We start from the raw sequence: 22,743 nt of genomic DNA on the forward strand, positions 1-22,743 counted from the left end.
AGAGTTCAGGACGCCGGTCGACGGGGACTCGTTTGGGCCGTCACTTCTCGCGACCGTCGTCCGGCGGCTCGAAGTTAGTCGGGACGACCGTGAGGTGGTCGATGCCGACGTTCGTCTCGGGGATCTCGTCGGCCGAATCGACGTCGCGGGGAGTGTGGTTGGATGCTGCCATAACAGGTACAGCTACGCCAGCCCTCTCAATAAAATTACTCATGCTCATAATGCATCGGTGAGGCCGGTCGGATAACCACAGTGTATGCGATCGGCTCACAGCCGACAGCGGCGAAAAAACGTGGTGGTCATGGGCCGATCCGAACGTCCGGCGAGCACAACGGCGCCAAGCCGGACTGCACCGGGACCGGAACTACTCGAAGTGTTCCTCGTAGAGGTCCTGGGCGTGCTCGATCGCGTCGTAGGCGGCCTGCTTGTCCTCCCAGCCCAGGGTCTCGACTTCCTTGCCGGCCTCTAAGTTCTTGTAGGTCGAGAAGAACTCGTCGATCTCGTCTCGTTTTTGCTGTGGGATGTCCTCGAGATCTTCGATGTGATCGAACCGCGGGTCCTCGGTGGGGACGGCGATTACCTTGTCGTCCTGTTCACCGTCGTCGTCCATTTTCATCAGCGCGACCGGGCGAGCTTCGATCACGCAGCCGGGGAACGTCTGGTCTTCGACGAGGACGAGCACGTCGAAGGGGTCCTCGTCGTCGTAGTACGACTGCGGAATAAAGCCGTAGTCGCTCGGGTAGTGAACGTTCGAGTGGAGCACGCGGTCTAAGACGACGCCGGGGACGTCCTTGTCGTACTCGTACTTGTTGCGTTCACCCTTGAGACACTCGACCACGGCGTAGATCTCTTCTGGTGGGTTCGGTCCGGTTTCTACGTCTTCCCAGAGGTTTACCATGTAGCGATGATTCCACGGTCGATCAAAAAGTACTTTCCTAATCACGTTTCACTCACAGATGAGGCTGCCAGGCAGCCGACAGACGACCCCCCAAATGCGGCTCATCGGGCATCGCCGCAGGCGGTTAGACGGCGTCTAACCTCCATCAAAACTGAATAGTTGGCAAGTCTTAAATAGTCTGGTGACATTTACATAAGTATGTCAGAGGCACAATCAATCACCGGCGAACAGAGTATTGCACGCGAACTTACCGCGTTCCAGACGAACATCCTCGTCATCCTCGCCAAAGAACCGATGTACGGGCTGGCGATCAAGCGCGAACTCGAGGACTACTACGGGACGGAAGTCAACCACGGTCGACTCTACCCCAACCTCGACGAGCTCGTCGACCTTGGACTGGTCGAAAAGAGCGAACTCGACAAGCGAACCAACCAGTACTCCCTGACCGATGACGGCTACGAAGCCGTCCTCGACGGCGTCCGTTGGACCTTCTCGAAGGTCGTCACCGACGACGACCGCGCCGACGAGATCCGCGAACTGGTCGACGAGAGCTACTGAAAACGGTACTCGGGCACCGTTTCTCCGGCCGTCTCGTAGACGAGCGTGATCGAATCGTCGATCACAGCCCGCTGGGCAGCTGACGGCCACGCATTTCGGACGAAATATTCGAGGCGAAACTCCGTGAGCTCCGGCCCTGTCAACGACTCGATCGGCTTCGCGTAGTGGTTGCTCCCGAAATCGGCGAGCGCGTCGGCGTTGTCGCCATGGACGTCGCCGTGGGCCGCACGCACCGCAGACGCGAGTTCCCGATTCTGGGCGTCGACGTCCGACCAGTCGTCGGGATCACCAGTGCCCTCGAGCGGTCGTTCGATGGCTCGGGAGAGATCCTCGATACGGTCGGTTCTGATGACGCCGTCGTCGTGCCACTCTGCAGGATGGAGGACGAGGACCGCATCACCGTCCTCGTCTCGAATCCGGGCAGTGAAGTGGTGTTCGTCGAGAAGCGTTGCCCGTCGCTCGGCGTGTGCCTCGGCTTCTGCGTCTTCCGGTACGGACCGCGCTAACCTGGTCAATCGTTCGGCTTCCTCGATGACCTCGGCCGGGAGTTCATCGTGGGAACCGTCGGCGTCGGACCCACCGTCGGTCGGATCGGCGTCGTCCATCTGATCGCTCATATCGGTCGTAGGTGACGATACTCTTCGGCTGGCTTTCCCGTTGTCGATCGCTGGACGACGGGGCAGCGTTCATACTGACTGATAGACTCACTGAAGCGCGTTCACCGGACGAGCGTAGCAAACCCTTACACTCACTCTGTCTGACAGTGTCATCAGCGCCCTCAGTTCCGGTAGCGTCGATTACGACCGATCGAGCGCCGCGTTTGCGAGTTCGTCTGCGTGCTCGTTGACCTCACGAGGAACGTGCTCGAGGGTCCACTCGTCGAACTGCGAGAGGAGTTCGTGGACCGTGACGCGTTTCTCGCGCAGTTCGGGGTTGTTCGTGTTGTACTCGCCGCGAACCTGTTTGACCACGAGTTCGGAGTCGCCGCGGAGGTGGACCTCGTCGTACCCGTACTCTCGGACGGCCTCGAGGGCGGCGATCAGCGCCTCGTACTCGGCCTGGTTGTTCGTCCCCGTCCCGATTCGCTTGCTTCCTTCTGCGACGATACCGTCGCCAGTGACGATCACCCAGCCAATCGCTGCCGGGCCCGGGTTTCCGCGGGCCGCACCGTCGAAATGGACATGTGCGCGGCCGCTCTCCGCCCGAAGCACGGCCTCGAGTTCTCGTGGTGTTTCACCCTGGATGACCACCTTGTCGTCGTAGGCGACGGCCGTGGCATTTCCTCGACTCGCGCGCCAGCGTTCGTGGTCAGTGTTGCCGTCTTCGACGGCTACACCGGCGTCCTCGAGGCGTTCACGAGCGACGTCGACGTCACACTCGATAACGGGCATTCGATGCTGTGATCGGCCAGTTCTAACTAAAGTCTTTCCGGTTTCAAATCGTAAACCTCGCTTCTGAAGCCCCGTATCCTTCCATATCGGGAGATAACAGTCAACCATGCAAAACGGTTACCGAAAGTTTATATATGATGGTGCTACTACTATAAAAGTGCGATGACACGGTCCACCCGCCAGCGGGAGCGAACGCGTGAGACGGACGAGACCGAGCAACAGGAGGGGGTACGTGCCTGTCCCGAGTGTGAATCGGAGAACCTCGTCAAGGACTCAGACCGGGGTGAGCTCATCTGTGAAGACTGTGGGCTCGTCGTGGAAGAAGAAAAAATCGATCCGGGCCCTGAGTGGCGGGCGTTCAACCACCAGGAACGACAGCAGAAGTCCCGCGTCGGCGCCCCGACGACCCAGACGATGCACGATAAGGGGCTCACGACGACAATCGACTGGAAGGACAAAGACGCCTACGGTCGCTCGATCTCCTCGAAGAAACGCAGCCAGATGCATCGATTGCGCAAATGGCAAGAGCGAATCCGAACGAAAGACGCCGGAGAGCGCAACCTGCAGTTCGCTCTCAGCGAAATCGATCGAATGGCCTCGGCACTCGGCGTCCCTCGTTCCGTTCGTGAAGTAGCGTCAGTCATCTACCGTCGTGCACTCAAAGAGGACCTCATTCGCGGTCGGTCGATCGAGGGTGTCGCGACATCCGCGCTGTACGCTGCCTGTCGGAAAGAAGGTATCCCTCGAAGCCTCGAGGAAATCTCGGAAGTCTCACGCGTCGAACGGAAAGAGATCGGTCGAACGTACCGCTATATCTCGCAGGAACTCGGCCTCGAGATGCGACCCGTCGACCCGAAAAAGTACGTCCCGCGCTTCTGTTCTGAACTCGAACTCTCCGAAGAGGTCCAGACCAAGGCCAACGAAATCATCGAGAAGACGGCCGAGGAAGGACTCCTCTCAGGGAAGTCACCAACCGGCTACGCCGCCGCTGCAATCTACGCCGCGTCGTTACTGTGCAACGAGAAAAAGACCCAACGAGAGGTCGCTGACGTCGCACAGGTGACCGAGGTGACGATCCGGAATCGGTATCAAGAACAGATCGAAGCGATGGGCATTCACGGCTAACCCGTTCGCTCACCACGTTCATTTTATCGATCGACGAGCACTGACCACCGCATGGGCTCTCAGAACCGACCAGCCTTGCCGGAGTTACGACCAATGCAGGACACCGACGCTCGACACCTGCGGTGCCCGTGAATTAACTCCGTGGGGGAGAGGGATGACTCTGTTTCAGACCAAGGCGTCGGCGACGCTGATCAGTCGAGACACTGGCTGAAGCGAGTGCTCTACTCGAGACCGAGTTGATAAAAGCAGCTCTAGCTGGGCCGGCCGATCTGGCCTCAGGGCAAACGGTAATCCGCGATCGCTTCACGAGGTGGCGAGTTACTCCTCGTCGTCCTCGTCGTCGTCCATCTCGTCGTCTTCCTCATCGTCTTCGTCGTCATCCATCGGATCGTCGTCTTCGTCGTCGTCCATCTCGTCGTCTTCTTCATCATCCATCGGGTCATCGTCTTCGTCGTCGTCCATCTCGTCATCTTCATCGTCATCCATCGGGTCGTCATCCATCTCGTCATCTTCATCGTCATCCATCGGGTCGTCGTCCATCTCGTCGTCTTCGTCGTCTACTGGATCCTCCTCTTCGGGGTCTTCTTCTTCAGGTTCGTCGGCACAACCGGCGAGCGCAGCAGCACCAACTACGCCACTCAGTGCGATCATCCGTCGGCGTGATATTTGGTCGTCCATCGGCGTACGGAAGCGACACGCCGATACCAAAGAGAATGCGTGACTTATTACCAGCAACGGGACGACAAGCGCGGCTTATTTTCAGTCGATAACTTCACGGGATGAGCCCCAGACGCTAGAGACAACAAATGCGTATTGTAAATCAGACACGAACAAGCCAAATACGAAGGCAGCTTCGATCTAAGCCATCGTCAAGAAAGAATGATTTACTCGAGCGTGTTCGTGAAATACCACCGGTGACGACCGGCTTTGAGAAGCTCTAGACCACACCGAGGTTCAGTTTCATTGATCCAGACGGACGGGCCACTGACTATGCGATAGTGTGTCCATGCCCACGAGAGAGTTCACGGTCGCCGTGATATCCAGTTATACGCGACAATCAGTCGTCAAATCATTAATCGCCTTTTCCGACGCTGATCACCTGGAGCAGGGAGTAGACGGGAACACCCTCGAGTTCCTCGACGCCCTGTTTGTCCGCGAGGACGACACATGCCAGTGGTTCGCCACCGTCGGCCCGAATAGCCTCGATCGTCTCGCGCATCGTCGTGCCGCTCGTGATCGTATCGTCTACGATGTAACACTCTCGGTCGCGGATGCCCGCGAAGTTCCGACTGAACGTGCCACCGAGGTCTTCGATGTCACCTTCTTCCCACTGGTGTTTCGCGGGCGTGTAGGTCGCCAAGTCCGTCTCGAGTTCTCGCGCAACGAGAGTCGCCACCGGACCACCGGCTTTCTCGATACCGACGGTGAGGTCGACGTCTTCACCGTGTTTCGCGAGAAGGTCGCCCATTGCCGCCGCGATGTAGCGCATGCGTTTACTGTCTCTGCCGATGGCTGACCAGTCGACGTGAATGTCTTGTGGGCTGCCGGCTGGGACTGTGGGTTCGGCCGGTCGATCCTGGGGCTCCGGCGTCGTCCCGCTTCGCTCGACCAGCCAGCTCGCGGTCTCTCTCGAGACGTTCAGTTCGTCGGCGATCTCACCCTTCGAGAGCCCCCGTGCTGCGAGCTCGGCCGCGCTCTCGATGAGGTCGTCCACGTTTTTCATATGAACTCGGCTTTGGTCGCGGCTTTTATAGACGTGTCGTCGTTTCCGAGTAGCGTGTGCCTGCAATTGCTCGGGTACATACAACTTCGATCGAACGCCGTGGTAAAAGTTCTTTCTCAGCCGAGTAAATATTGAAAACAGTGTCGATCGCCGTATGAATCGGGCAGGACCGAAAACGGTTATCCGCTTGCCACTGCCTGTAAGTGACATGGAGCGCTACGATCTCGTCTACCGACTTTACGACGAGCACGATACGAAGACGCTACAGGAGTTCCAAGAGTTCGTCGACGTCTTTCCGCCGGTCGATTCCCGGGTCGCCCTCGAGCACTGGCAGGACGCGACCGAAGAACTCGAGGCGCGCAAAGACGAGATTCGATCCTCGTTCGCTGCCGGGGAAACGTTCGCGGAACTGGCCGCGCGGGCGACGCGCGATCAGGCGTTTACGGCTCTCGATCTCGAGGCCAAGTACGACCGGGCGGTGAACGTCCTCGTTCTCGACGTCGATGAGACGCTTCGATCTGCGGGTGGCACGGACAACGAAATTCCACGGGAGACGCTGCACATGCTGACGGAGTTTTACGAAGCCGGCGTCCCGATCGTGATCTGTACGGGCCAGACGTTAGAGAACGTCAAGGGCTTCGCGATACAGGGGTTGGGCAGCGAGATCGTCCACTCTGGTGATCTCTCGATCGTCTACGAGGCTGGAACGGGCGTGTTTACGCCGGGCCACGGCGCGGAAACCAAACAACTACTCTACGAGGACCTAGACGCCGAAATCAGGGACGTCTTCGACGACGTCCGTTCACGAATTCTTCCCGAAGCGCCCGAGCGCCTCCGCCGTGGCTGTCACCTGCAGGGCAACGAGTTCAACGTCACGATGAAACCGAACTACGAGACGGGGTCCTCGAACGCCCGTGAAATCATCGACGAGGCCCTGGTCTACCTGATCGACCTGCTCGCGGATGCCATCGGCGTCGCCGTGGTTGAAGACGAGAACGAGACAGACCATGCGGTGGGCGATAACGGCGACCAGAGAATCGCTGGCCAACCGATCAGAGACTGGACCCGCGCGTTCTACGCCGACCAGGACCCGGAGATCAGGGCCGTCCTCGAGGGAGAAGGCGCGTATCCCGAACTCGATTCGCCGACGATACCCGAAGACCTCGTGAACGTCCTCGAGCGGATCGACGTCGCCTACTACGAAGCCGATGCAGCCGAGATCGGCAGCCTCGAGTTGAACAAGGTCGTTGGCGTCGAACGTGCGCTTACCGTTCTCGACGTCGCCGATCCGTTCGCGCTCGTGATGGGCGATTCGAAGAGCGACCTGCGCGTGATGGAGTGGGTAGACGAAAACGACACCGGCATCGCTGCAGCGCCGGAACACGCCTCGCGCGACACCTTAGAGCACGTTCTCGAGACCGACGAACTGGTCTTCGACCGCGGCAAGAGCGTCGACGTACTGCGGACGATTTACGCCCTCAACCGCCTCGCACGGCTCGAGTGATCGACGGCTTTCCGACGGAGTCGGTGGCGCACACGGTAGGTCGATGATGCCGATGTCGCGCCAGCGGCTGACTTCCGGGACCGAAGTCGCTATCCGTGGCCTAGTCGTACGCAAACACATGTCAGCGTACGGAAAGCGGGACCGATACGAGGCCGTCGTCTACGATCTCGATGGAACGCTCGTCGAACTCGACGTGGACTGGAATGTCGTCACGACGGCCGCTATCGAGGTATACGAGTCGGCGGGCGTCGAACTACCGAGTACACGCCTGTGGGACCTGCTCGAGGAGGCGGCCGGTAACGGACTTCGTTCAGAAGTCGAGTCGACGATCGCTGCCTACGAACGCGAGGGAGCCCGCTCGTCACCACGACTGGCGCTTGCGGACGAGGTCCACGACCGATCGGTCCCGGTCGGTGTCTGTTCGCTCAACTGCGAGGCGGCCTGCCGGCTGGCACTCGAGACGCACGACCTCGCGGACGCGGTCGATGCGGTCGTCGGACGGGACACCGTGGCGACGCAAAAGCCGGCTCCGGAGCCCCTACTCGAGACGCTGGGCCAGCTCGAGGCCGCACCCGCGGCGTCGCTGTTCGTGGGCGATTCGAGGCGGGACGAACTGACGGCACAGCGGGCAGGGACGGCCTTCGAGTACGTCGGAGACGGTCCGTCAGGTCACTGATCGTCTCGCTTGCGTTTTGCGTACGCGAAGACGACGAGCGACGTGAGCAACCAGACGGGGGCTCCCACGCGGATCGCGAACTCGGCGCGGGCGCCCCAGGTCGGGAGATCGGCGTTCGCCGAGAGCAACGCGACCAGCGGTGCGCCGACCAGGATCGTCACGACGAACGTCGTCTGCATCACCCAACCGTAATCAACGCCGTCGGGAGCGGTCGTTTCGACGGGCTCTGGCACGAGTGGAATTCGAGAGGCGGTCCTAATAAGCCTCGCGGGTTACTGGTTCGACCGCACACGAGCGGGCCGAGACGAGACCGGGTGAGGTTTAATGTCGGGGGGCGAACGGGCCCGTATGTCTACGGTCCGGGATCTGCAGGCCAAAGCGGGGGAGGAACCGATCACGATGTTGACGGCCTACGATGCTCCCACGGCTTCGCTCGTCGACGAGGCCGACGTTGACGTCATCCTCGTCGGGGACAGCGTCGGAAACACGAGCCTCGGCTACGAGACCACCCTTCCAGTTACCGTCGACGACATGGCTCGACACGTCGGTGCTGTCTCGCGGGCGACGGACGAGGCGCTGGTCGTCGCAGACATGCCGTTTCTCTCGTTTGGCGTCGACCAACCGTCGAGCATCGAAAACGCCGGGCGGTTGATCAAAGACGCCGGTGCCGAAGCCGTCAAACTCGAGTGTGGCCCCCATACAGTCGACCTCACGGAGCGACTGGTCCAGCTCGGCATTCCCGTGATGTCCCACCTCGGGTTGACGCCACAGCACGTCAACCAGTACGGTGGCTATCCCCGCCAGGGGACCGACCAGGACGCGGCCGAACGAATACTCGAACTCGCCGTCGCCCACGAAGAGGCGGGAGCGTTCTCACTCGTCCTGGAACACGTCCCATCGAACCTCGCAGCCGAGGTGACCGAGGCGCTCGAGACGCCGACGATCGGCATCGGAGCCGGCCCCGACTGCGACGGGCAGGTGCTGGTCGTCGACGATGTGATCGGCCTAAGCGACTGGTCGCCGTCGTTCTCGAAACAGTTCGGCGACGTCCGCTCGGAGATCGAAACTGCCGTGAGCGAGTACGTCACCGCTGTCGAAACCGGCACCTTCCCCGCCGAAGAACACAGCCACGAACAGGACGATCTCGAGAAGCTGTACTGAAGTTGTACTGAAGCCGTTCCGTCGTCCACCTCCCTGACTGACTCCGGCCGCCACAGTATGTTTGACACATATACACACTAAAGTATTTTGTGTGTTTGTAGGAAGTGTTTATACGCACTGACGTATGAGAATGAACTAACGCAGAGAGTTCGATACCAATGTCCGAGTCATCGACCGATCGCCAGACAGCAGCGACCCAGCCAGACACCGACCACTCCGGTCTACAGCACGTCACCGTCGAACGGGATGACGTCATCGTCTGTACGATGTTTCCACAGGAGCCGTCCGACGTAGACGCTGCAACACACTGGCTCACGGCTGGTCCAGACTCGTTCGTCTCGCTCGAGGAGTCTCGATAGCGTTCTGCTTAGTCGGTCTCGAGGATATCGTCGAGAAAGTCGGTGACGGCGTCGTTGAACGCCGCCGGTTGCTCGAGCATCGCGAGGTGTGCTGCGTCGTCGATTGGTGTGAGCGTTGCGGCCTCGATCTCGTCTGCGAGAAACTCGTGAAACTGTGGCGGCGTCAGCTGATCCTGCTCGCCGCACAGCGCAAGTACGGGGACGTCGATAGTCGAAATCTTGTCTCTGACGTCGAACCGATGGCACGTCAGGAAATCACGGTGTGTAACGGCGCGGCCGCAGTCGTACATCGCGTCCATCGAGTGCGTCCGGAGCGCTGGAGTGGGGTCGTAGAAGAGTCGACCAGGTTCGTGGAGGAACTCGACGGCCCGCTCGAAATCGTTCTCCAGCCACTCGAGGAGGTCATCCAGGACACCGAGGCGCGCACCCGTTCCCGTCAAGACGGCAGCGTCGACGTCCACCTCGCGTTCTAATAGCGCGTGCATGACGACAGCGCCGCCGAGTGAGTTTCCGACGAGGACTCGAGCGTCGGTCGCGTCCGTGACGGCGAGAACGTCGTCTGCGTACGCCGAGAGCGTCGGATAGCCAGCTCGCGCGTCGACGTCGGCTGATTCTCCGTGGCCGCTAAGATCGAGCGTTACGACCGGATACTGGTCGGCGAGTCGACGCTGAGCGCGCCAGACGTCCCTCGAACCGCCGCTCCCGTGTACGAAGCAGATCGGTGGACCAGTCCCCCCGTGATCGGCGACGTCGTAGGCCGTTCGGCGGCCGTGGTGTGAGATCGTCGTCATAGCCGGGTCAACGATGGGAGCCCTGATAAAGACTCGAACTATCGCGTCGAGGTGGTCGGTACGAGGGGGTGCCAGTAAGGGTCGTACTGAACGAACCAGCGTAGATCGTGAGGAGAGATGCAGTGTGAACTGCGAACAACGGGTTTTACCACCACCCCGACGCTGTATGCGTGTTATCCGCCGATAGTTATTTATATTAGCACCGCTTACTTGGGGTTAGTTACATCATGACTCTCGACCAATTCATTCACGACGAGGGTACGGTAGCCCGTCGGTATCGGTACGCCGACGAGTCGGTGCTAGCAGTCGACTTCGGTCCGACGGCAGCGGCCTCGGTCGACGTCGTCGACGGCACCGTCATCGTCGTCGTCGATGGCGAACAGTACGACATCGACCTCCCAGATGGGGCGGACGATGCGCACACGTTTATGAAAAACGGCGTCCTCACTATCGAGGTGGAGGATTCCGTATGAAACTCACCGTCAAACCCCTCAAACAGAAAGACGCAGGCCGCGGGCTGGCCGCGATTGACCGCGTCTCGATGCGTGAACTCGACCTCGAGAACGGGGACTACATCGTCATCGATGGCAAGGGTGACGGGCGGGCCGTCGCTCGCGTCTGGCCCGGCTATCCCGAGGACGAAGGCCGCGGAATCGTCCGGATCGACGGACGACTGCGTCAAGAGGCCAACGTCGGCATCGACGACCGCGTTACCGTCGAGCCAGCCGACGTCAAGCCAGCAAAATCAGTCACCGTTGCGCTCCCCCAGAACCTTCGGATTCGTGGCGACATCGGCCCGCTCGTCCGCGACAAACTCTCCGGACAGGCCGTCACCGAGGGACAGACGGTGCCGTTCTCGCTCTCGTTCGGTCCGATGGCAAGCTCCGGCCAGTCGGTGCCGTTGAAGATCGCGAGCACTGCCCCGAGCGGAACCGTCGTCATCACGGACTCGACGAACATCGAAATCTCCGAGACGCCGGCCGAACAGATCAGCGCTGGCGGCGCTCCATCGGCCGACGGCGTCCCGAACATCACCTACGAGGACATCGGCGGCCTAGACGACGAACTCGATCAGGTCCGTGAGATGATCGAACTGCCGATGCGTCATCCCGAACTCTTCCAGCAACTCGGGATCGAGCCGCCGAAGGGCGTCCTGCTCCACGGCCCGCCGGGCACCGGCAAGACGCTGATGGCGAAAGCCGTCGCCAACGAGATCGACGCCCACTTCGAGACGATCTCTGGTCCAGAGATCATGTCGAAGTACTACGGCGAGTCCGAAGAGCAGCTCCGTGAGGTATTCGAGGAGGCCGAAGAGAACGCGCCCGCGATCATCTTCATCGACGAACTCGACTCGATCGCGGCCAAACGCGAGGAAGCCGGCGGCGACGTCGAACGACGCGTCGTCGCCCAGTTGCTCTCGCTGATGGACGGTCTCGAGGAACGCGGCCGTGTCACCGTCATCGCCGCGACCAACCGCGTCGACGACATCGACCCCGCACTGCGCCGTGGCGGCCGCTTCGACCGCGAAATCGAGATCGGCGTCCCCGACAAGGACGGTCGCCGCGAGATCCTGCAGGTCCACACCCGCGGGATGCCTCTCACCGAGTCGATCGATCTCGAACGCTACGCCGAGAACACCCACGGTTTCGTCGGTGCCGACCTCGAAAGTCTGGCCCGCGAGTCGGCGATGAACGCCCTGCGTCGTATCCGCCCCGAACTCGACCTCGAGTCGGACGAGATCGACGCCGACGTCCTCGAGTCGCTACAGGTGACCGAGAGTGACTTCAAAGAGGCACTCAAGGGGATCCAGCCCTCGGCGATGCGTGAGGTGTTCGTCGAGGTCCCTGACGTCACCTGGAACGACGTCGGCGGCCTGGCGGACACCAAAGAGCGCCTGCGCGAGACCATCCAGTGGCCACTCGACTATCCCGAGGTGTTCGAGACAATGGACATGGAGGCCGCAAAGGGCGTCCTCATGTACGGTCCGCCGGGGACTGGCAAGACATTGCTCGCCAAGGCGGTGGCCAACGAGGCCCAGTCGAACTTCATCTCGATCAAGGGCCCCGAGCTACTGAACAAGTACGTCGGCGAGTCCGAGAAAGGCGTCCGAGAGATCTTCGAGAAGGCGCGGTCGAACGCCCCGACCGTGATCTTCTTCGATGAGATCGATTCGATCGCCGGCGAACGCGGCCGCGGGCAGACCGACTCCGGCGTGGGCGAGCGCGTCGTCTCCCAACTGTTGACCGAACTCGACGGCCTCGAGGAACTCGAGGATGTCGTCGTTATCGCGACGACCAACCGGCCCGACCTGATCGACTCGGCGCTGCTCCGACCCGGACGCCTCGACCGGCACGTCCACGTCCCCGTGCCTGACGAGGGAGGCCGCAAGAAGATCTTCGAGGTGCACACCCGGAACAAGCCGCTTGCGGACGCTATCGACCTCGAGTGGCTCGCCGCCGAGACCGAGGGCTACGTCGGTGCCGACATCGAGGCCGTCTGTCGCGAGGCGTCGATGCAGGCCAGCCGTGAGTTCATCACCTCGGTCGACCCCGAAGAGATGGGAGACACCATCGAGAACGTCCGCATCAGCAAGGACCACTTCGAACACGCACTCGAGGAGGTCAACCCGAGCGTGACGACCGAGACGCGCGAGCGATACGAAGAGATCGAAGAGCAGTTCCAGCGGGCCGAACCCGCACAGGAACAGGACCAGCTGGGCCGGACGTTCCAGTAACGTCCGCCTCTCGGTATTCGTTCCCGATCCGAGCTTCGGTCGTGTCCGTTGGCTCGGAGGGGAGCCGTTTGGACGGGCCCTTGTAACGATTTATCGGACAATCGCGGAGCGATCGGTGCGACACCGAAATCGATGGACTTCCCGCCGTCTCATTCGATCGTCCGTCGCCCCGTGATTTCGATCGGCTCGAGTTCGTACAGTACCATCTCGACGTCGGAAACATCCTCATCGAAGAGTCTGAACGGTGGGAACAGTTCGTTGAGCCGCGTGTCCGTGTACTCGTCCTGTTCATCCTGGGGAAGCCGATCGATCCGTCCCCGAATCACGACGCTCCAGGAGGACATCGTCTCCTCGTCGAACTCGTAGACGACGAACGTCGCGGTTTCGGTCGTTTCGGCGTATTCGATTTTCGCACTCTCCGGCTCGTCACTCATTCGAATAACGAACCGTGAGCCGTCGTAGTGGTAGTTCAACGGTATCGCGTACGCATCGCTCCCGTCCGCCAGCGCGAGCGTCCCGTGCCCCTGTTCCACCAGCAGTTCCTCGAGTTCGTTCTCGGAAACACCCGTCGTGTACGTGTATTCGACAGTGTCCATGAGAGAACGACACCGGGGAAACAAAAATAACAACCCTTCAGTGAGGACAGGACACGGAGAACGGGCGGTCAGAATATCATCCACGTACGCGACGGTCAGGGTGCGACAAATTCAGTGAGGTCGTCCAGCACAGCGCCAGCGTGACCGTCGGGCGAGACGTTTTCGTAGACCGCCTCGATGCGACCGTCCGGGCCGACGACGTAGGTGTTCCGGAAGACGCCGTCGAACGTGTTGCCGAACAGCTGCTTTTCCCCGTAGGACTCATACAGCGTAGCGACCTCGCCGAGCTCGTCCGACAGCAAGTCGAACTCGAGGTCGAGATCGGCAGCGAACTCGGCGAGGTCCTCGACGGGATCGTCGCTGATGCCGACGACGTCGACGTCCTGTGCAGCGAACGTCGAAAGTTCCTCGTTGAACTCGTTAGCCTCGGTCGTACAGCCGTCCGTGTTTGCGCGGGGGTAGAAGTAGACGACGAGCCGGCCGTCGAAGTCAGAGCGCCGGACGGGGTCGCCGTGCTGATTGGGCAGTTCGAATTCTGGTGCATCCTCGCCTACCTGGAGCATACACCCGTGTTCGCGAGACACATTGTATGCGTTGTGGTTTTACTTTTGTTATTGATCGGGTTCCGTTCCGATCAGATCGGCAGCAGATCAGCCAGAGTTAGTGAACGATGGTTGGGTGACACGGTGGTCGAACCCGCTAGAACCACCGCGAAGAAAGAACGACAAGTCGACGGCCGGGAGCCCGGTTCGTGCGATGAGGACAGGCAGTTACTCGAGTCGTTCGGCCGCTTCTCGTTCGATCAGCGGTGCGGCGTTTTCTTCCGGCAACGTTACGATGTCGTCGGTCTCGAGGACGTACTCGCGGGCGTCGACACCGAGAATCGAGCCCAGATCCTGCGTGATCCGAACTGTCGCTCGATCGACGTCCGTACCGGGAATGCCGGTAGAGTCGTCGGCTGACTGGCCGTTCTCAGGCTCGCCGTGTTCGGGAGACGGCTTCCCGGCTGGTCCGCTACCGGTTTCGGTTCGGTCTCCCGAGGCGGGATCGTCCGGCGTCTGTGGCTGCTCGTCACCGTGGTTATCCTCGAGCGGTGGGCCACCGCCCATCGCATCGACAGGAGAAAGTCCGCTCGAGTCGTCCGCACTCGGAGGGACTTCCGGCGGGACGGGTGGCTCGTCACTGGAGTCGGGTTCGGGAGGGATCGACGACGTTTCGGTGCCGACCTCGGGATCGGCAGCGTCATCGGTTGACTCAGCGCCGGCGTTTTGCGAGACCGGCTCGGAGGCATTGCCCTCGAGGACGTCCAGGACGCGGGACTTGTTCGACCCGATCCGGTCGACGAGGTCGGAAAAGAGGTCCTGTTCTTCGGCCGTCAGACCCTCGTCGTCTGCGTGCATCCCGGCGGCGGCGAGACTGGCCTGCTTGACGAGTTTTCCCATCCGGCGCTCGTAGATGGCCTCGACGACGTCTTTGGCCGTCTCGATCTCGTCGGTGAGCCGACCGACCTCCGGCGAGGAGAACGGGTCGTCGACCTGCGCTGCGAGTCGGTCGCGCTCGGCCTCCAGGTCGACGATGTACTCGCCGACCTCCTGGTAGAACGACGGGCGAAGGTTCTGGAGGCTATCCTTCGTTCGCTCCGTGCTCTGGACCGAGCGCAACTCGTCTAGATTCATTCTTTCTCCTTTTCAGCCCGACCTCGTGCCATCAAGAATACGGCGACGTATTCGGGTAGTGACTGGTCTCCCTCAGAGACTGTAAACCTATCTCCTCCCAGCTCGACCGTCCCACCGTCCGTGACGTCGACGGCGATCTCTTGGCCGACGAACGTCTCGGGAACGGCGTCGACGAGCGGGTCGAAGTCGTCGAGTTCGTCGCGCTCGAGCCGGACCGTCTCGAGGCCGCTACCGCCGTGGAGACTTCCCGGGAGTCGAATAAGCCGGTTCGTATCCGTCGTCACCGGCTCGTCGATCGGCGCGTTGTCCCGTTCGACGGTCTCGCTCGCGAAGCGTTCGGCGAGCTGAGCGACCGCCGTGTGAACCGTCACGTTGCCCGCCTCGAGCCCGTCATGGTTGTTCCGGGCAGCGTTTAGCGTCGCCGTCGCCTTCCCCTCGCCGATCCCGTCGAACTCCTGTAACCGTTCGAGGGCATCTGCGTCGTCCATCGCGAGCAGCTCGTCGATGAACGTCATGAAGTGTTCGTGGGTACGTTTTCCCCAGCCCCCATCGATCCGGAGCGTACGGCGTTCGGTCGGCGTTTTGCGTCCGAGACCAGCGACCGTTTCGGTCTCGATCAACTCCTCGAAGTCGAGACCGATTCCGCGAACGTAGTCGACGATTTCGCGGCGGTGTTCGCGTTCGAGATGGCGGACGTTCTCGTCGCGAACGTGGACGTGATAGCCACGGCCACCGGAGAAGACGATCTCGAGGTCCTCGAAGCCGAAATCGTCTTCGAGAAAGTCGAGTAGGCGCTCGAGGGCGGCTTTACACTTTGCGAGCATCTCGGCGTAGGAGTCGTCGCCGAGCGTGACCGAGGGGAGGTGGTCGGCGTCTAAGTCGAAAACGAGGTCGGCGGACTGCCAGTCTTTCTCGTGCATCGACTTCGCGCCGGGGTCGCGAAACCGGCCGGCGGAGAAGTAGACGTGTCGCGGTCGCTTGCGGACGAGAAACGACGAGACGTCGCCGAGTTCGAGCAGCGAACGGTGGCGAACCATCGTGGTCCCGGGGCCGTCTGTCCAGGGGATAAATCCCCACTCGCGTTCGTTGGCCGCAGGTGGCGGTGTGATCTCCGTTCGCCGGTAGTGATCCCGAAATCGCCCCCGAAGATAGGCCCTCGTTCGCTCCTCCATGCGCCTCGAGTAGTCGTCATCGGGGGAGTATAACGTTGCCGAAAACGAGAAGACAGAGACGATGTGCTGGTCCGAACGTTCGAATGCGGTTGCCGAACTTACCGGCGGACGAGGTCCGAGATGCGATCCGTGATGCCTACGTCTGCACCGAGTTTCAGATAGTAGGCGTCGCCGCCGTCTTCGTAGTAGTCGTCGATGCGACGTTTGATCTCGAAGCCGAGGTGTTCGTAGAACTGGAGGGCGTTCTCGTTGGTCGTGCGGGCGTGACAGGTGATCGTCTCGTGGTCGTCGGCCACGCGCGCGACGAGCTTTTTGCCGATTCCATCACCCCGATTCTCCGGGTCGACTGCCAGAAAGAGGATGTAACCGTCTCGTCTGACCGCTGCGAACCCGATGAGCGAGCCGTCCTGGAGGTAACAGTGGACCTTCGAGCGGCGATAGGCGTCGCTGAAGAAGTCATACCGCTGTTTAAGCACGTCCTCCCGGCGGTTGATCTCCTCTTTGAGTTCCCAGGCATCCTCGACGAAGGCGTCACTCCCCGGGGTGACGACACGACTGTCGATGTTGACGCTCACTACCACACGGTAGCATCGTCGTCAATATAATTCCACCGGCGGAAACCGCTCGAGAACGTCTGACGCGGTCGACAGATCAGCTCGTCGGCGCGGCCAGACGTCGGCACCGAAACGACCCACCGCAGACGGCGGCTTGACTCGCCGCATCGCTGTCGTCGTTGGAACCGACGGGCATACGATCCCGGCTGTCGAAGCCGTGAACAGATGGAATACGAACTTCGCGAGCACACCGCCGACATCGCGGTCGCAGCCAGCGGCGACTCGCTCGAGGCAGTCTTCGGGGCGGCAGCCGACGGCTTTGCGGCCGCCTCGTGCGAGTCGGTGCCGACCGAGACGGGCGAACGGTTTTCTGTGTCGGTGACCGCCGAGTCTCGGGAAGCACTGTTGTTCGATTACCTCGACGAACTCGTCTACTTGCGTGACGTCCGTGGGGAACTCCCCGTCGACCATCGCGTCGAGACGATCGACGAGCCTGCAGACCGGCCCAACGCCAGTGACGACGACCCGGCCGCGTGGTCGCTCGAGGCCACCGCCCGCGGCGTCCCCCTCACCGAGGTCGCCGCCCGCGAGATCAAAGCCGTTACCTACTCCGAGATGCGCCTCGAGCGCGTCGACGACGGCTGGGAGGCGTACGTCGTCTTCGACGTCTAGTCGCGCGGACGATCGTCGAACGTTATCCGTCGAGGCCGTCGACGGTCGTCGAGTACGCGTCGCCAAAAACGTGGTGTTCGGTTACTGTCACCCGCCGGAGCAGCCCCTCGACGGAGGCCTCGAGACGGTAGCCGCCGTAGGCGAGGTCGTCCGAACAGCCACCAGCGCCACCGGCGTCGTCGGCGGCGACGACGAGCAGGTCCAGTCGCTCCTGGGACCGTTCGTACTCGGCGTGAGCCAGGTCGACGGTGCCACACTCGCTCGAGCCGTACTCGACCGTTCCGCGCGCCGTGACGGTGCCGTCCTCGACGGAGACCTCGGGGTCGCCGGTCAGGTCGAGCGTCGGATCGACGAGTTCGAACGCCGTGCTGACGCTCGAGCCGACGACCGGAAACCGTCCGAGACAGCCGGCTGTCGCGCTGGTACCCGTCCCGGCAGCCGCCACAAGCAGTTTTCGCCTGTGCACGAGTTCGCGAACGAGTAGCACGGTCAAATATCCACTGAACGGTGAAAACCGCGTGTTACCGACGTCCGTGCGGGGTCACGTGGGGGTGGCGGACGACGGTATAGCCGTTCCAAAACGAGCACGAAGTAGCGCAGGCAACGACTGATCACACGACCGAAGAGACGAACACCTTTGGGCGTCGCAGTCGGAGACTCCTGTATGAGTAACCTCACGTTCGAGGCAAACGGCATCACGCTCGAGCAGGTGCGTGAACACGTCTGGGAGATCCCCCAGGAAGGAGAGATGCGCGTCCCTGCGCGCGTCCTTGCGAGCGAGTCCTTGCTCGAGGAGATTTCCGAGGACAAGACCCTCGAGCAACTGAAAAACACGACCCATCTGCCGGGGATCACGAACTATGCGATCTGTATGCCCGACGGCCACCAGGGGTATGGCTTCCCGGTCGGGGGAGTCGGCGCGATCGACGCCGAAAACGGCTGCATTTCGCCGGGCGCGGTCGGCTACGACATCAATTGTGGTGTCAGGATGATGAAAACGAACCTGACCTACGACGAGCTCCAGGGGAACGAAGCGGAACTCGTCGACTCGCTGTTCGCCAACGTTCCCTCGGGACTGGGTGGCGGTGGCATCGTCGAGGCCGATATCGACACCGTCGACGAGATCCTCGCCCGCGGGGTTGACTGGGCGCTCGAGCACGGTCACGCCGTCGAAGAGGACCTGCTACACTGCGAGGACGAGGGGATGCGCGAGGAGGCAGACCCCTCGAAGGTCACTCAGAAGGCGAAAGACCGCGGAAAGAACCAGATCGGTTCACTCGGGTCGGGGAATCACTTCCTCGAGGTCCAGCGCGTGACCGACGTCTTCGACGACGAGGTGGGCGAGGCCTATGGGCTCGAGGAGGACCAGATCGTCGTCCTGATCCACTGCGGCTCGCGTGGACTGGGCCACCAGACCTGCAACGATTACCTGCGCAAGATCGAAAAACAGCATCAGGGGCTGTTGAACCAGTTGCCGGATAAAGAACTCGCGGCCGCGCCCGCGGGCTCGCAACTCGCGGAAGACTACTACGGGGCGATGAACGCGGCGATCAACTTCGCATGGGTCAACCGCCAGCTGATCATGCATCGCACGCGAAAGGTCTTCGAGCGGGTGTTCGATCGGTCCTGGGAGGAGATGGAGATGCACCTGCTGTATGACGTGGCCCACAACATCGCGAAAAAAGAGACGCATATTGTCGACGGCGAAGAGCGCGACCTCTACGTCCACCGCAAGGGGGCGACGCGGGCCTTCCCGGCAGGGCATCCCGACGTCCCGAAGGCCTACCGCGACGTGGGCCAGCCCGTGATCATCCCCGGCAGCATGGGCGCGGGCAACTACGTCCTTCGAGGTGGCGAGCACTCGATGGAGCGGACGTTTGGCTCGACGGCCCACGGCGCGGGACGCCTGATGAGTCGCACGCAGGCGAAAAACGAGTTTTGGGGCGGCGACGTCCAGCAACAGCTCGAAGAGCAGGATAAGATCTACGTCAAAGCCCAGTCAGGCGCGACCGTCGCCGAGGAGGCCCCCGGCGTCTACAAGGACGTCGACGAGGTCGTCAGCGTCTCGGACGACCTCGGCATCGGCGACAAGGTCGCCCGGACGTTCCCTGTCTGTAACATCAAGGGCTAATCGCCTCGCTCGAGAACGGCTTCCCCGCTTCACTTCAGTCGAAACGGATTCTCGTCGTCCTCGTCGGCGTCGTCATCGGACTCGTATGGCTTTCGAGCCGTAATCGTGACCGTCGCCTCCGGCTCGTCCTCGTCGGACCACGGGCTGTCGTACGCCGAAAGCTCGAGGTCGGTGACTTCCCACCCTTCGGCTTCGACGAGTTCGACGAGTCGGTGCTGATCCGCGAGCATATCGTCGTCCATACTGGGTCGTTCGTGACTGACACTGGTAGCTGTTTCCGCCGACGATGCGACGCCACGGCAAGCGCACCATCGCAGTCGAAGGCCGGCTGCCAGTCGACCGCCTCGCGAACGTTTCCGACGGTTCCTACCCGTATCAGCTCCCCAACTATTGCTCGAGTCGCCGACCTCGGATGCTCGCCCGCCACCGAGAGAAACCAAATTCGGTTACCAAGGGCCGAAAATACCCGGCGTGTTTAAGCGGATCCGCCTGCAACGGTGTGGTATGCTCACCGACGAGTTCGGACGCGAGGTTACGGGGGTTCGCGTCTCGCTCACCGATCGGTGCAACTTCGATTGCGTCTACTGCCACAACGAAGGACTGGGCGACACCCGCGGGCCGATGGATCCCCAAGACGACGAGATGTCGACCGACGACGTCGTCAGGTTTCTCGAGGTCGCCGCCGAGTTCGACGTGCGCGCGGTCAAGTTCACCGGCGGCGAACCGATGCTCCGTCAGGACCTAGAGGAAATCATCGCCCGAACGCCGGATACGATGGAAGTCTCGCTCACGACCAACGGTACGTTCCTTCCCGGACGGGCCGAAGCCCTCGTCGACGCTGGCCTCGAACGGGTAAACGTCTCTCAGGACGCCCTCGACCGCGAGCAGTTCGCCGCGGTCACCCAGAGCGGAGCCTACGACAAGGTGCTCGAGGGCGTCGATGCCGCGCTCGCGGCCGGACTCGACCCGGTCAAACTCAACATGGTCGTCTTCCAGCACACGGCCGGCTACGTCCCCGAAATGGTCGACCACGTCGCCGAGAACGATGGGTTGCAACTCCAGTTGATTCAGTACATGCCCGAACTAACGGGCAAGCCGGAGTGGAACATCGACATCGACCGTGTTCACGACTGGCTGGCTGAACGAGCCGACGAGATCGAACATCGCGAGATGCACAACCGCAGGCGATACTGGGTCGGCGGGAGCGACGCAGCCGACGGCGACGAATCCGGGTCCGAGCCCGACAGCAGGGGAATGGTAGAGATCGTCGATCCCGTCGAGAATCCGACGTTCTGTGCGAACTGCCACCGGGTTCGTGTCACCCACGACGGCTACCTCAAAGGCTGTCTCAACCGCAACGACGACCTGAAGCCGATGGGCGAGATGACCAGACCCGAGATCCGCGAGGCGTTTCGCGACGTGGTCGCCAATCGAGTTCCCTTCTACGGCGAGTACATGGTCCGCAACGGCGACGGCGAGTGGGAACTAAACGAGAAGTACGTCGACGAGTACGCCGAGGTCTAACCCCAAAGCCGCACACGTCGCCGCTCACACCCAGCTGTTCGCCGATACTGTCGGGCAGTTCGCCCACGACGGATTCTCCGAGGAGGTGGTCCCGGGCTGTACTGGGAGTCACGTGAGGACGACACATCCTCCGCTACCTTTCGTTGCGCTTAAGTACCCATCACCGGTAGATTCGTCTGCGATACGTGCAGGGGATGTAGTCCCCGAGTCCGAACGGGCGACGATAGAGACACGGTGTCGTGGTAGCCAAGCGGCCCAAGGCGCATGGTTGCTAACCATGTGGCGTCAAGCCTCCGGGGTTCGAATCCCCGCCACGACGTCGGAACAATACTGTCGAACGCACCCGATGCGCACCGACTCGAATGCGATCGAGCGGTCACTGACGGTCGTTCGACGGTATGACTGACGTTTTCCGTCAGTCGCCTTGCAACGCGCGCAGACCAGACACACATACACGACACATGAGCGAGGAAGCACCTCAAGAACAACAGGACGACGACGATCTTCAGTACTTCATCCGGATCGGTCAGACCGACCTGGATGGGACGAAGTCCGTCGAGCGCTCGCTCTCGGAGCTGAACGGGATCGGTCGACGGACCGCCCGGATCATCGCCGAGGAGGCGGACGTAAACCGAACAGCGACGTTCGGTGCGCTCGAACAGGACGTCATTGACGAGGTCGTCGAACTCGTAGAGAACTACGCCGACGAAGTCCCCGACTGGCTCAACAACCGCCAGAAGGACTTCTACACCGGCGAAACGACCCACGAGATCGGGAACGATCTCCAGTTGACCCGCCAACACGACATCAACCGGATGAAGATGATCGACTCCTACCGCGGCGTCCGCCACAAGCGCGGCCAGAAGGTCCGCGGACAGCGGACGAAGTCCACCGGTCGTACGGAGGGCACCATCGGAGTCAATGTCGAAGAGATCCGAGAAGAAGCCGAAGAAGGCGGCGAGGGTGACGAATAATGCCGATCGGAACGAAGACCAAGCAGTACGAGACGCCGAATCACCCCTACCAGGGTGAACGCATCGCGAACGAACACTCGCTTCTCGACCGCTACGGGCTCTCGAACAAAGAAGAACTCTGGCGTGCACAGTCCGAGCTTCGCTCCTACCGACGCGAAGCTCGTGACCTGCTCGGCCAGGCCCAGGGCGACGAAACCGTTGTCCAGCGCTCTGCGGAGTTCCTCGGACGCCTCAAGCGCGTCGGCATCCTCGACGAGGCCGACGAACTCGGCGACGTCCTCTCACTCGAGATCGAAGACGTCCTCGAGCGCCGTCTCCAGACGGTCGCCTACCGCAAAGGGCTGGCGAACACGCCACAGCAGGCGCGCCAGTTCATCACGCACGGCCACGTCGTGATCGGCGAGCAGCGACACCGGGTTCCGTCGTACGTCGTCGACGTCGACGAAGAAAGTCTCGTCGCGTTCGACGAGAACAGCCCGCTCGCGGACGAACTCCACCCAGAACGTGCGGAGGGTCAGTAAACC

Annotated in this window: 28 protein-coding genes and 1 tRNA gene; 14 read left to right on the forward strand and 15 right to left on the reverse strand. The window is 61.6% G+C overall.

Annotated elements, in window-relative coordinates:
* Positions 1 to 40 precede the first annotated feature (40 nt).
* Both AArc1_RS19505 and AArc1_RS08890 read right to left on the reverse strand, forming a co-directional pair.
* Complete coding sequence (locus tag AArc1_RS19505) at positions 41 to 172, reverse strand: hypothetical protein (RefSeq protein ID WP_267130099.1); 132 nt, start codon at positions 170 to 172, stop codon at positions 41 to 43.
* A gap of 192 nt (positions 173 to 364) precedes the next feature.
* The gene (locus tag AArc1_RS08890; protein WP_117364040.1) at positions 365 to 898 is read right to left on the reverse strand and encodes an inorganic diphosphatase; all 534 of its coding nucleotides are present in this window, start codon (positions 896 to 898) and stop codon (positions 365 to 367) included.
* 198 nt (positions 899 to 1,096) lie between these two features.
* Between AArc1_RS08890 and AArc1_RS08895 the strand changes: the two genes are divergently transcribed.
* Entirely contained in the window at positions 1,097 to 1,456 is a 360-nt protein-coding gene (locus tag AArc1_RS08895) for a PadR family transcriptional regulator (RefSeq protein ID WP_117364041.1), read from the forward strand.
* On the opposite strand, the gene AArc1_RS08900 is transcribed toward AArc1_RS08895, so the two are convergent.
* Complete coding sequence (locus AArc1_RS08900) at positions 1,450 to 2,073, reverse strand: DUF7108 family protein (RefSeq protein ID WP_394341217.1); 624 nt, start codon at positions 2,071 to 2,073, stop codon at positions 1,450 to 1,452. The two genes, AArc1_RS08895 and AArc1_RS08900, sit on opposite strands and share 7 nt — an antisense overlap.
* Positions 2,074 to 2,253: 180 nt before the next feature.
* Positions 2,254 to 2,847, reverse strand: coding sequence for a ribonuclease HI (rnhA, locus tag AArc1_RS08905; RefSeq protein WP_117364042.1), 594 nt, complete (start codon positions 2,845 to 2,847; stop codon positions 2,254 to 2,256).
* A gap of 162 nt (positions 2,848 to 3,009) precedes the next feature.
* On the opposite strand from rnhA, the gene AArc1_RS08910 reads away from it, so the two are divergent.
* A complete protein-coding gene (locus tag AArc1_RS08910) occupies positions 3,010 to 3,972 on the forward strand; it encodes a transcription initiation factor IIB (RefSeq protein ID WP_117364043.1) in 963 nt (320 codons plus the stop codon).
* Between the two features lie 318 nt (positions 3,973 to 4,290).
* Here AArc1_RS08910 and AArc1_RS08915 read toward each other — a convergent pair whose 3' ends face one another.
* Positions 4,291 to 4,650: a hypothetical protein gene (locus tag AArc1_RS08915; protein ID WP_117364044.1), complete on the reverse strand. Its 360-nt coding sequence runs from the start codon at positions 4,648 to 4,650 to the stop codon at positions 4,291 to 4,293.
* 394 nt (positions 4,651 to 5,044) lie between these two features.
* A complete protein-coding gene (gene gfcR, locus AArc1_RS08920; protein ID WP_117364045.1) occupies positions 5,045 to 5,695 on the reverse strand; it encodes a transcriptional regulator GfcR in 651 nt (216 codons plus the stop codon).
* Between the two features lie 208 nt (positions 5,696 to 5,903).
* Here gfcR and AArc1_RS08925 point away from each other — a divergent pair, with 208 nt between their 5' ends.
* Together AArc1_RS08925 and AArc1_RS08930 are read left to right on the forward strand one after the other, a co-directional pair.
* Positions 5,904 to 7,199: an HAD family hydrolase gene (locus tag AArc1_RS08925; protein WP_117364046.1), complete on the forward strand. Its 1,296-nt coding sequence runs from the start codon at positions 5,904 to 5,906 to the stop codon at positions 7,197 to 7,199.
* Positions 7,200 to 7,317: 118 nt separating this feature from the next.
* A complete protein-coding gene (locus AArc1_RS08930; RefSeq protein WP_117364047.1) occupies positions 7,318 to 7,875 on the forward strand; it encodes an HAD family hydrolase in 558 nt (185 codons plus the stop codon).
* Here the strand turns inward: AArc1_RS08930 and AArc1_RS08935 are convergent.
* A complete protein-coding gene (locus AArc1_RS08935) occupies positions 7,869 to 8,108 on the reverse strand; it encodes a DUF5822 domain-containing protein (protein WP_117364048.1) in 240 nt (79 codons plus the stop codon). The two genes, AArc1_RS08930 and AArc1_RS08935, sit on opposite strands and share 7 nt — an antisense overlap.
* Positions 8,109 to 8,223: 115 nt before the next feature.
* On the opposite strand from AArc1_RS08935, the gene panB reads away from it, so the two are divergent.
* Positions 8,224 to 9,036 (forward strand): 3-methyl-2-oxobutanoate hydroxymethyltransferase, encoded by an 813-nt coding sequence (gene panB, locus AArc1_RS08940; protein WP_117365841.1) that lies wholly within the window; start codon positions 8,224 to 8,226, stop codon positions 9,034 to 9,036.
* A 158-nt stretch (positions 9,037 to 9,194) separates the two neighbouring features.
* The gene (locus AArc1_RS08945) at positions 9,195 to 9,395 is read left to right on the forward strand and encodes a DUF7511 domain-containing protein (protein ID WP_117364049.1); all 201 of its coding nucleotides are present in this window, start codon (positions 9,195 to 9,197) and stop codon (positions 9,393 to 9,395) included.
* Between the two features lie 8 nt (positions 9,396 to 9,403).
* Here AArc1_RS08945 and AArc1_RS08950 read toward each other — a convergent pair whose 3' ends face one another.
* Positions 9,404 to 10,186, reverse strand: a complete 783-nt coding sequence (locus AArc1_RS08950) for an alpha/beta fold hydrolase (protein WP_117364050.1) — start codon at positions 10,184 to 10,186, stop codon at positions 9,404 to 9,406.
* 227 nt (positions 10,187 to 10,413) lie between these two features.
* Here AArc1_RS08950 and AArc1_RS08955 point away from each other — a divergent pair, with 227 nt between their 5' ends.
* Complete coding sequence (locus AArc1_RS08955; protein WP_117364051.1) at positions 10,414 to 10,659, forward strand: DUF7127 family protein; 246 nt, start codon at positions 10,414 to 10,416, stop codon at positions 10,657 to 10,659.
* A complete protein-coding gene (locus AArc1_RS08960) occupies positions 10,656 to 12,920 on the forward strand; it encodes a CDC48 family AAA ATPase (protein WP_117364052.1) in 2,265 nt (754 codons plus the stop codon). Before AArc1_RS08955 ends, AArc1_RS08960 begins: the two co-directional genes overlap by 4 nt.
* Positions 12,921 to 13,069: 149 nt before the next feature.
* Here the strand turns inward: AArc1_RS08960 and AArc1_RS08965 are convergent, their stop codons facing one another.
* The 5 genes from AArc1_RS08965 to AArc1_RS08985 form a co-directional block, all read right to left on the reverse strand.
* Positions 13,070 to 13,516, reverse strand: a complete 447-nt coding sequence (locus AArc1_RS08965) for a pyridoxamine 5'-phosphate oxidase family protein (protein WP_117364053.1) — start codon at positions 13,514 to 13,516, stop codon at positions 13,070 to 13,072.
* A gap of 95 nt (positions 13,517 to 13,611) precedes the next feature.
* Positions 13,612 to 14,079 carry a peroxiredoxin gene (locus AArc1_RS08970; protein ID WP_117364054.1) on the reverse strand — a complete coding sequence of 156 codons (468 nt, stop codon included), beginning with the start codon at positions 14,077 to 14,079 and terminating at the stop codon, positions 13,612 to 13,614.
* Positions 14,080 to 14,286: 207 nt separating this feature from the next.
* Complete coding sequence (locus AArc1_RS08975; RefSeq protein ID WP_117364055.1) at positions 14,287 to 15,192, reverse strand: DNA replication complex subunit Gins51; 906 nt, start codon at positions 15,190 to 15,192, stop codon at positions 14,287 to 14,289.
* Positions 15,189 to 16,364 (reverse strand): DNA primase small subunit PriS, encoded by a 1,176-nt coding sequence (priS, locus tag AArc1_RS08980; protein WP_117364056.1) that lies wholly within the window; start codon positions 16,362 to 16,364, stop codon positions 15,189 to 15,191. Before priS ends, AArc1_RS08975 begins: the two co-directional genes overlap by 4 nt.
* 98 nt (positions 16,365 to 16,462) lie before the next feature.
* Positions 16,463 to 16,939, reverse strand: coding sequence for a GNAT family N-acetyltransferase (locus tag AArc1_RS08985; protein WP_117364057.1), 477 nt, complete (start codon positions 16,937 to 16,939; stop codon positions 16,463 to 16,465).
* Between the two features lie 204 nt (positions 16,940 to 17,143).
* Here AArc1_RS08985 and AArc1_RS08990 point away from each other — a divergent pair, with 204 nt between their 5' ends.
* Entirely contained in the window at positions 17,144 to 17,590 is a 447-nt protein-coding gene (locus AArc1_RS08990; protein ID WP_117364058.1) for an archease, read from the forward strand.
* A 22-nt stretch (positions 17,591 to 17,612) separates the two neighbouring features.
* On the opposite strand, the gene AArc1_RS08995 is transcribed toward AArc1_RS08990, so the two are convergent.
* Positions 17,613 to 18,056: a hypothetical protein gene (locus tag AArc1_RS08995; RefSeq protein ID WP_117365842.1), complete on the reverse strand. Its 444-nt coding sequence runs from the start codon at positions 18,054 to 18,056 to the stop codon at positions 17,613 to 17,615.
* A 198-nt stretch (positions 18,057 to 18,254) separates the two neighbouring features.
* On the opposite strand from AArc1_RS08995, the gene AArc1_RS09000 reads away from it, so the two are divergent.
* Complete coding sequence (locus AArc1_RS09000) at positions 18,255 to 19,721, forward strand: RtcB family protein (protein ID WP_117364059.1); 1,467 nt, start codon at positions 18,255 to 18,257, stop codon at positions 19,719 to 19,721.
* Between the two features lie 29 nt (positions 19,722 to 19,750).
* Here AArc1_RS09000 and AArc1_RS09005 read toward each other — a convergent pair whose 3' ends face one another.
* Positions 19,751 to 19,963: a hypothetical protein gene (locus AArc1_RS09005; RefSeq protein WP_117364060.1), complete on the reverse strand. Its 213-nt coding sequence runs from the start codon at positions 19,961 to 19,963 to the stop codon at positions 19,751 to 19,753.
* 262 nt (positions 19,964 to 20,225) lie between these two features.
* Here AArc1_RS09005 and moaA point away from each other — a divergent pair, with 262 nt between their 5' ends.
* From moaA to AArc1_RS09025, 4 genes are all read left to right on the forward strand, one after another.
* Positions 20,226 to 21,245, forward strand: coding sequence for a GTP 3',8-cyclase MoaA (gene moaA, locus AArc1_RS09010; RefSeq protein ID WP_117364061.1), 1,020 nt, complete (start codon positions 20,226 to 20,228; stop codon positions 21,243 to 21,245).
* Between the two features lie 236 nt (positions 21,246 to 21,481).
* A tRNA-Ser gene (locus AArc1_RS09015) sits at positions 21,482 to 21,564 on the forward strand.
* Between the two features lie 142 nt (positions 21,565 to 21,706).
* Positions 21,707 to 22,219, forward strand: a complete 513-nt coding sequence (locus tag AArc1_RS09020; RefSeq protein ID WP_117364062.1) for a 30S ribosomal protein S13 — start codon at positions 21,707 to 21,709, stop codon at positions 22,217 to 22,219.
* Positions 22,219 to 22,740 (forward strand): 30S ribosomal protein S4, encoded by a 522-nt coding sequence (locus tag AArc1_RS09025; RefSeq protein ID WP_117364063.1) that lies wholly within the window; start codon positions 22,219 to 22,221, stop codon positions 22,738 to 22,740. The genes AArc1_RS09020 and AArc1_RS09025 overlap by 1 nt, the downstream gene beginning before the upstream one ends.
* Positions 22,741 to 22,743: the final 3 nt, after the last annotated feature.

The organism is Natrarchaeobaculum sulfurireducens (assembly GCF_003430825.1).
Taxonomy (GTDB): Archaea; Halobacteriota; Halobacteria; order Halobacteriales; family Natrialbaceae; genus Natrarchaeobaculum; species Natrarchaeobaculum sulfurireducens.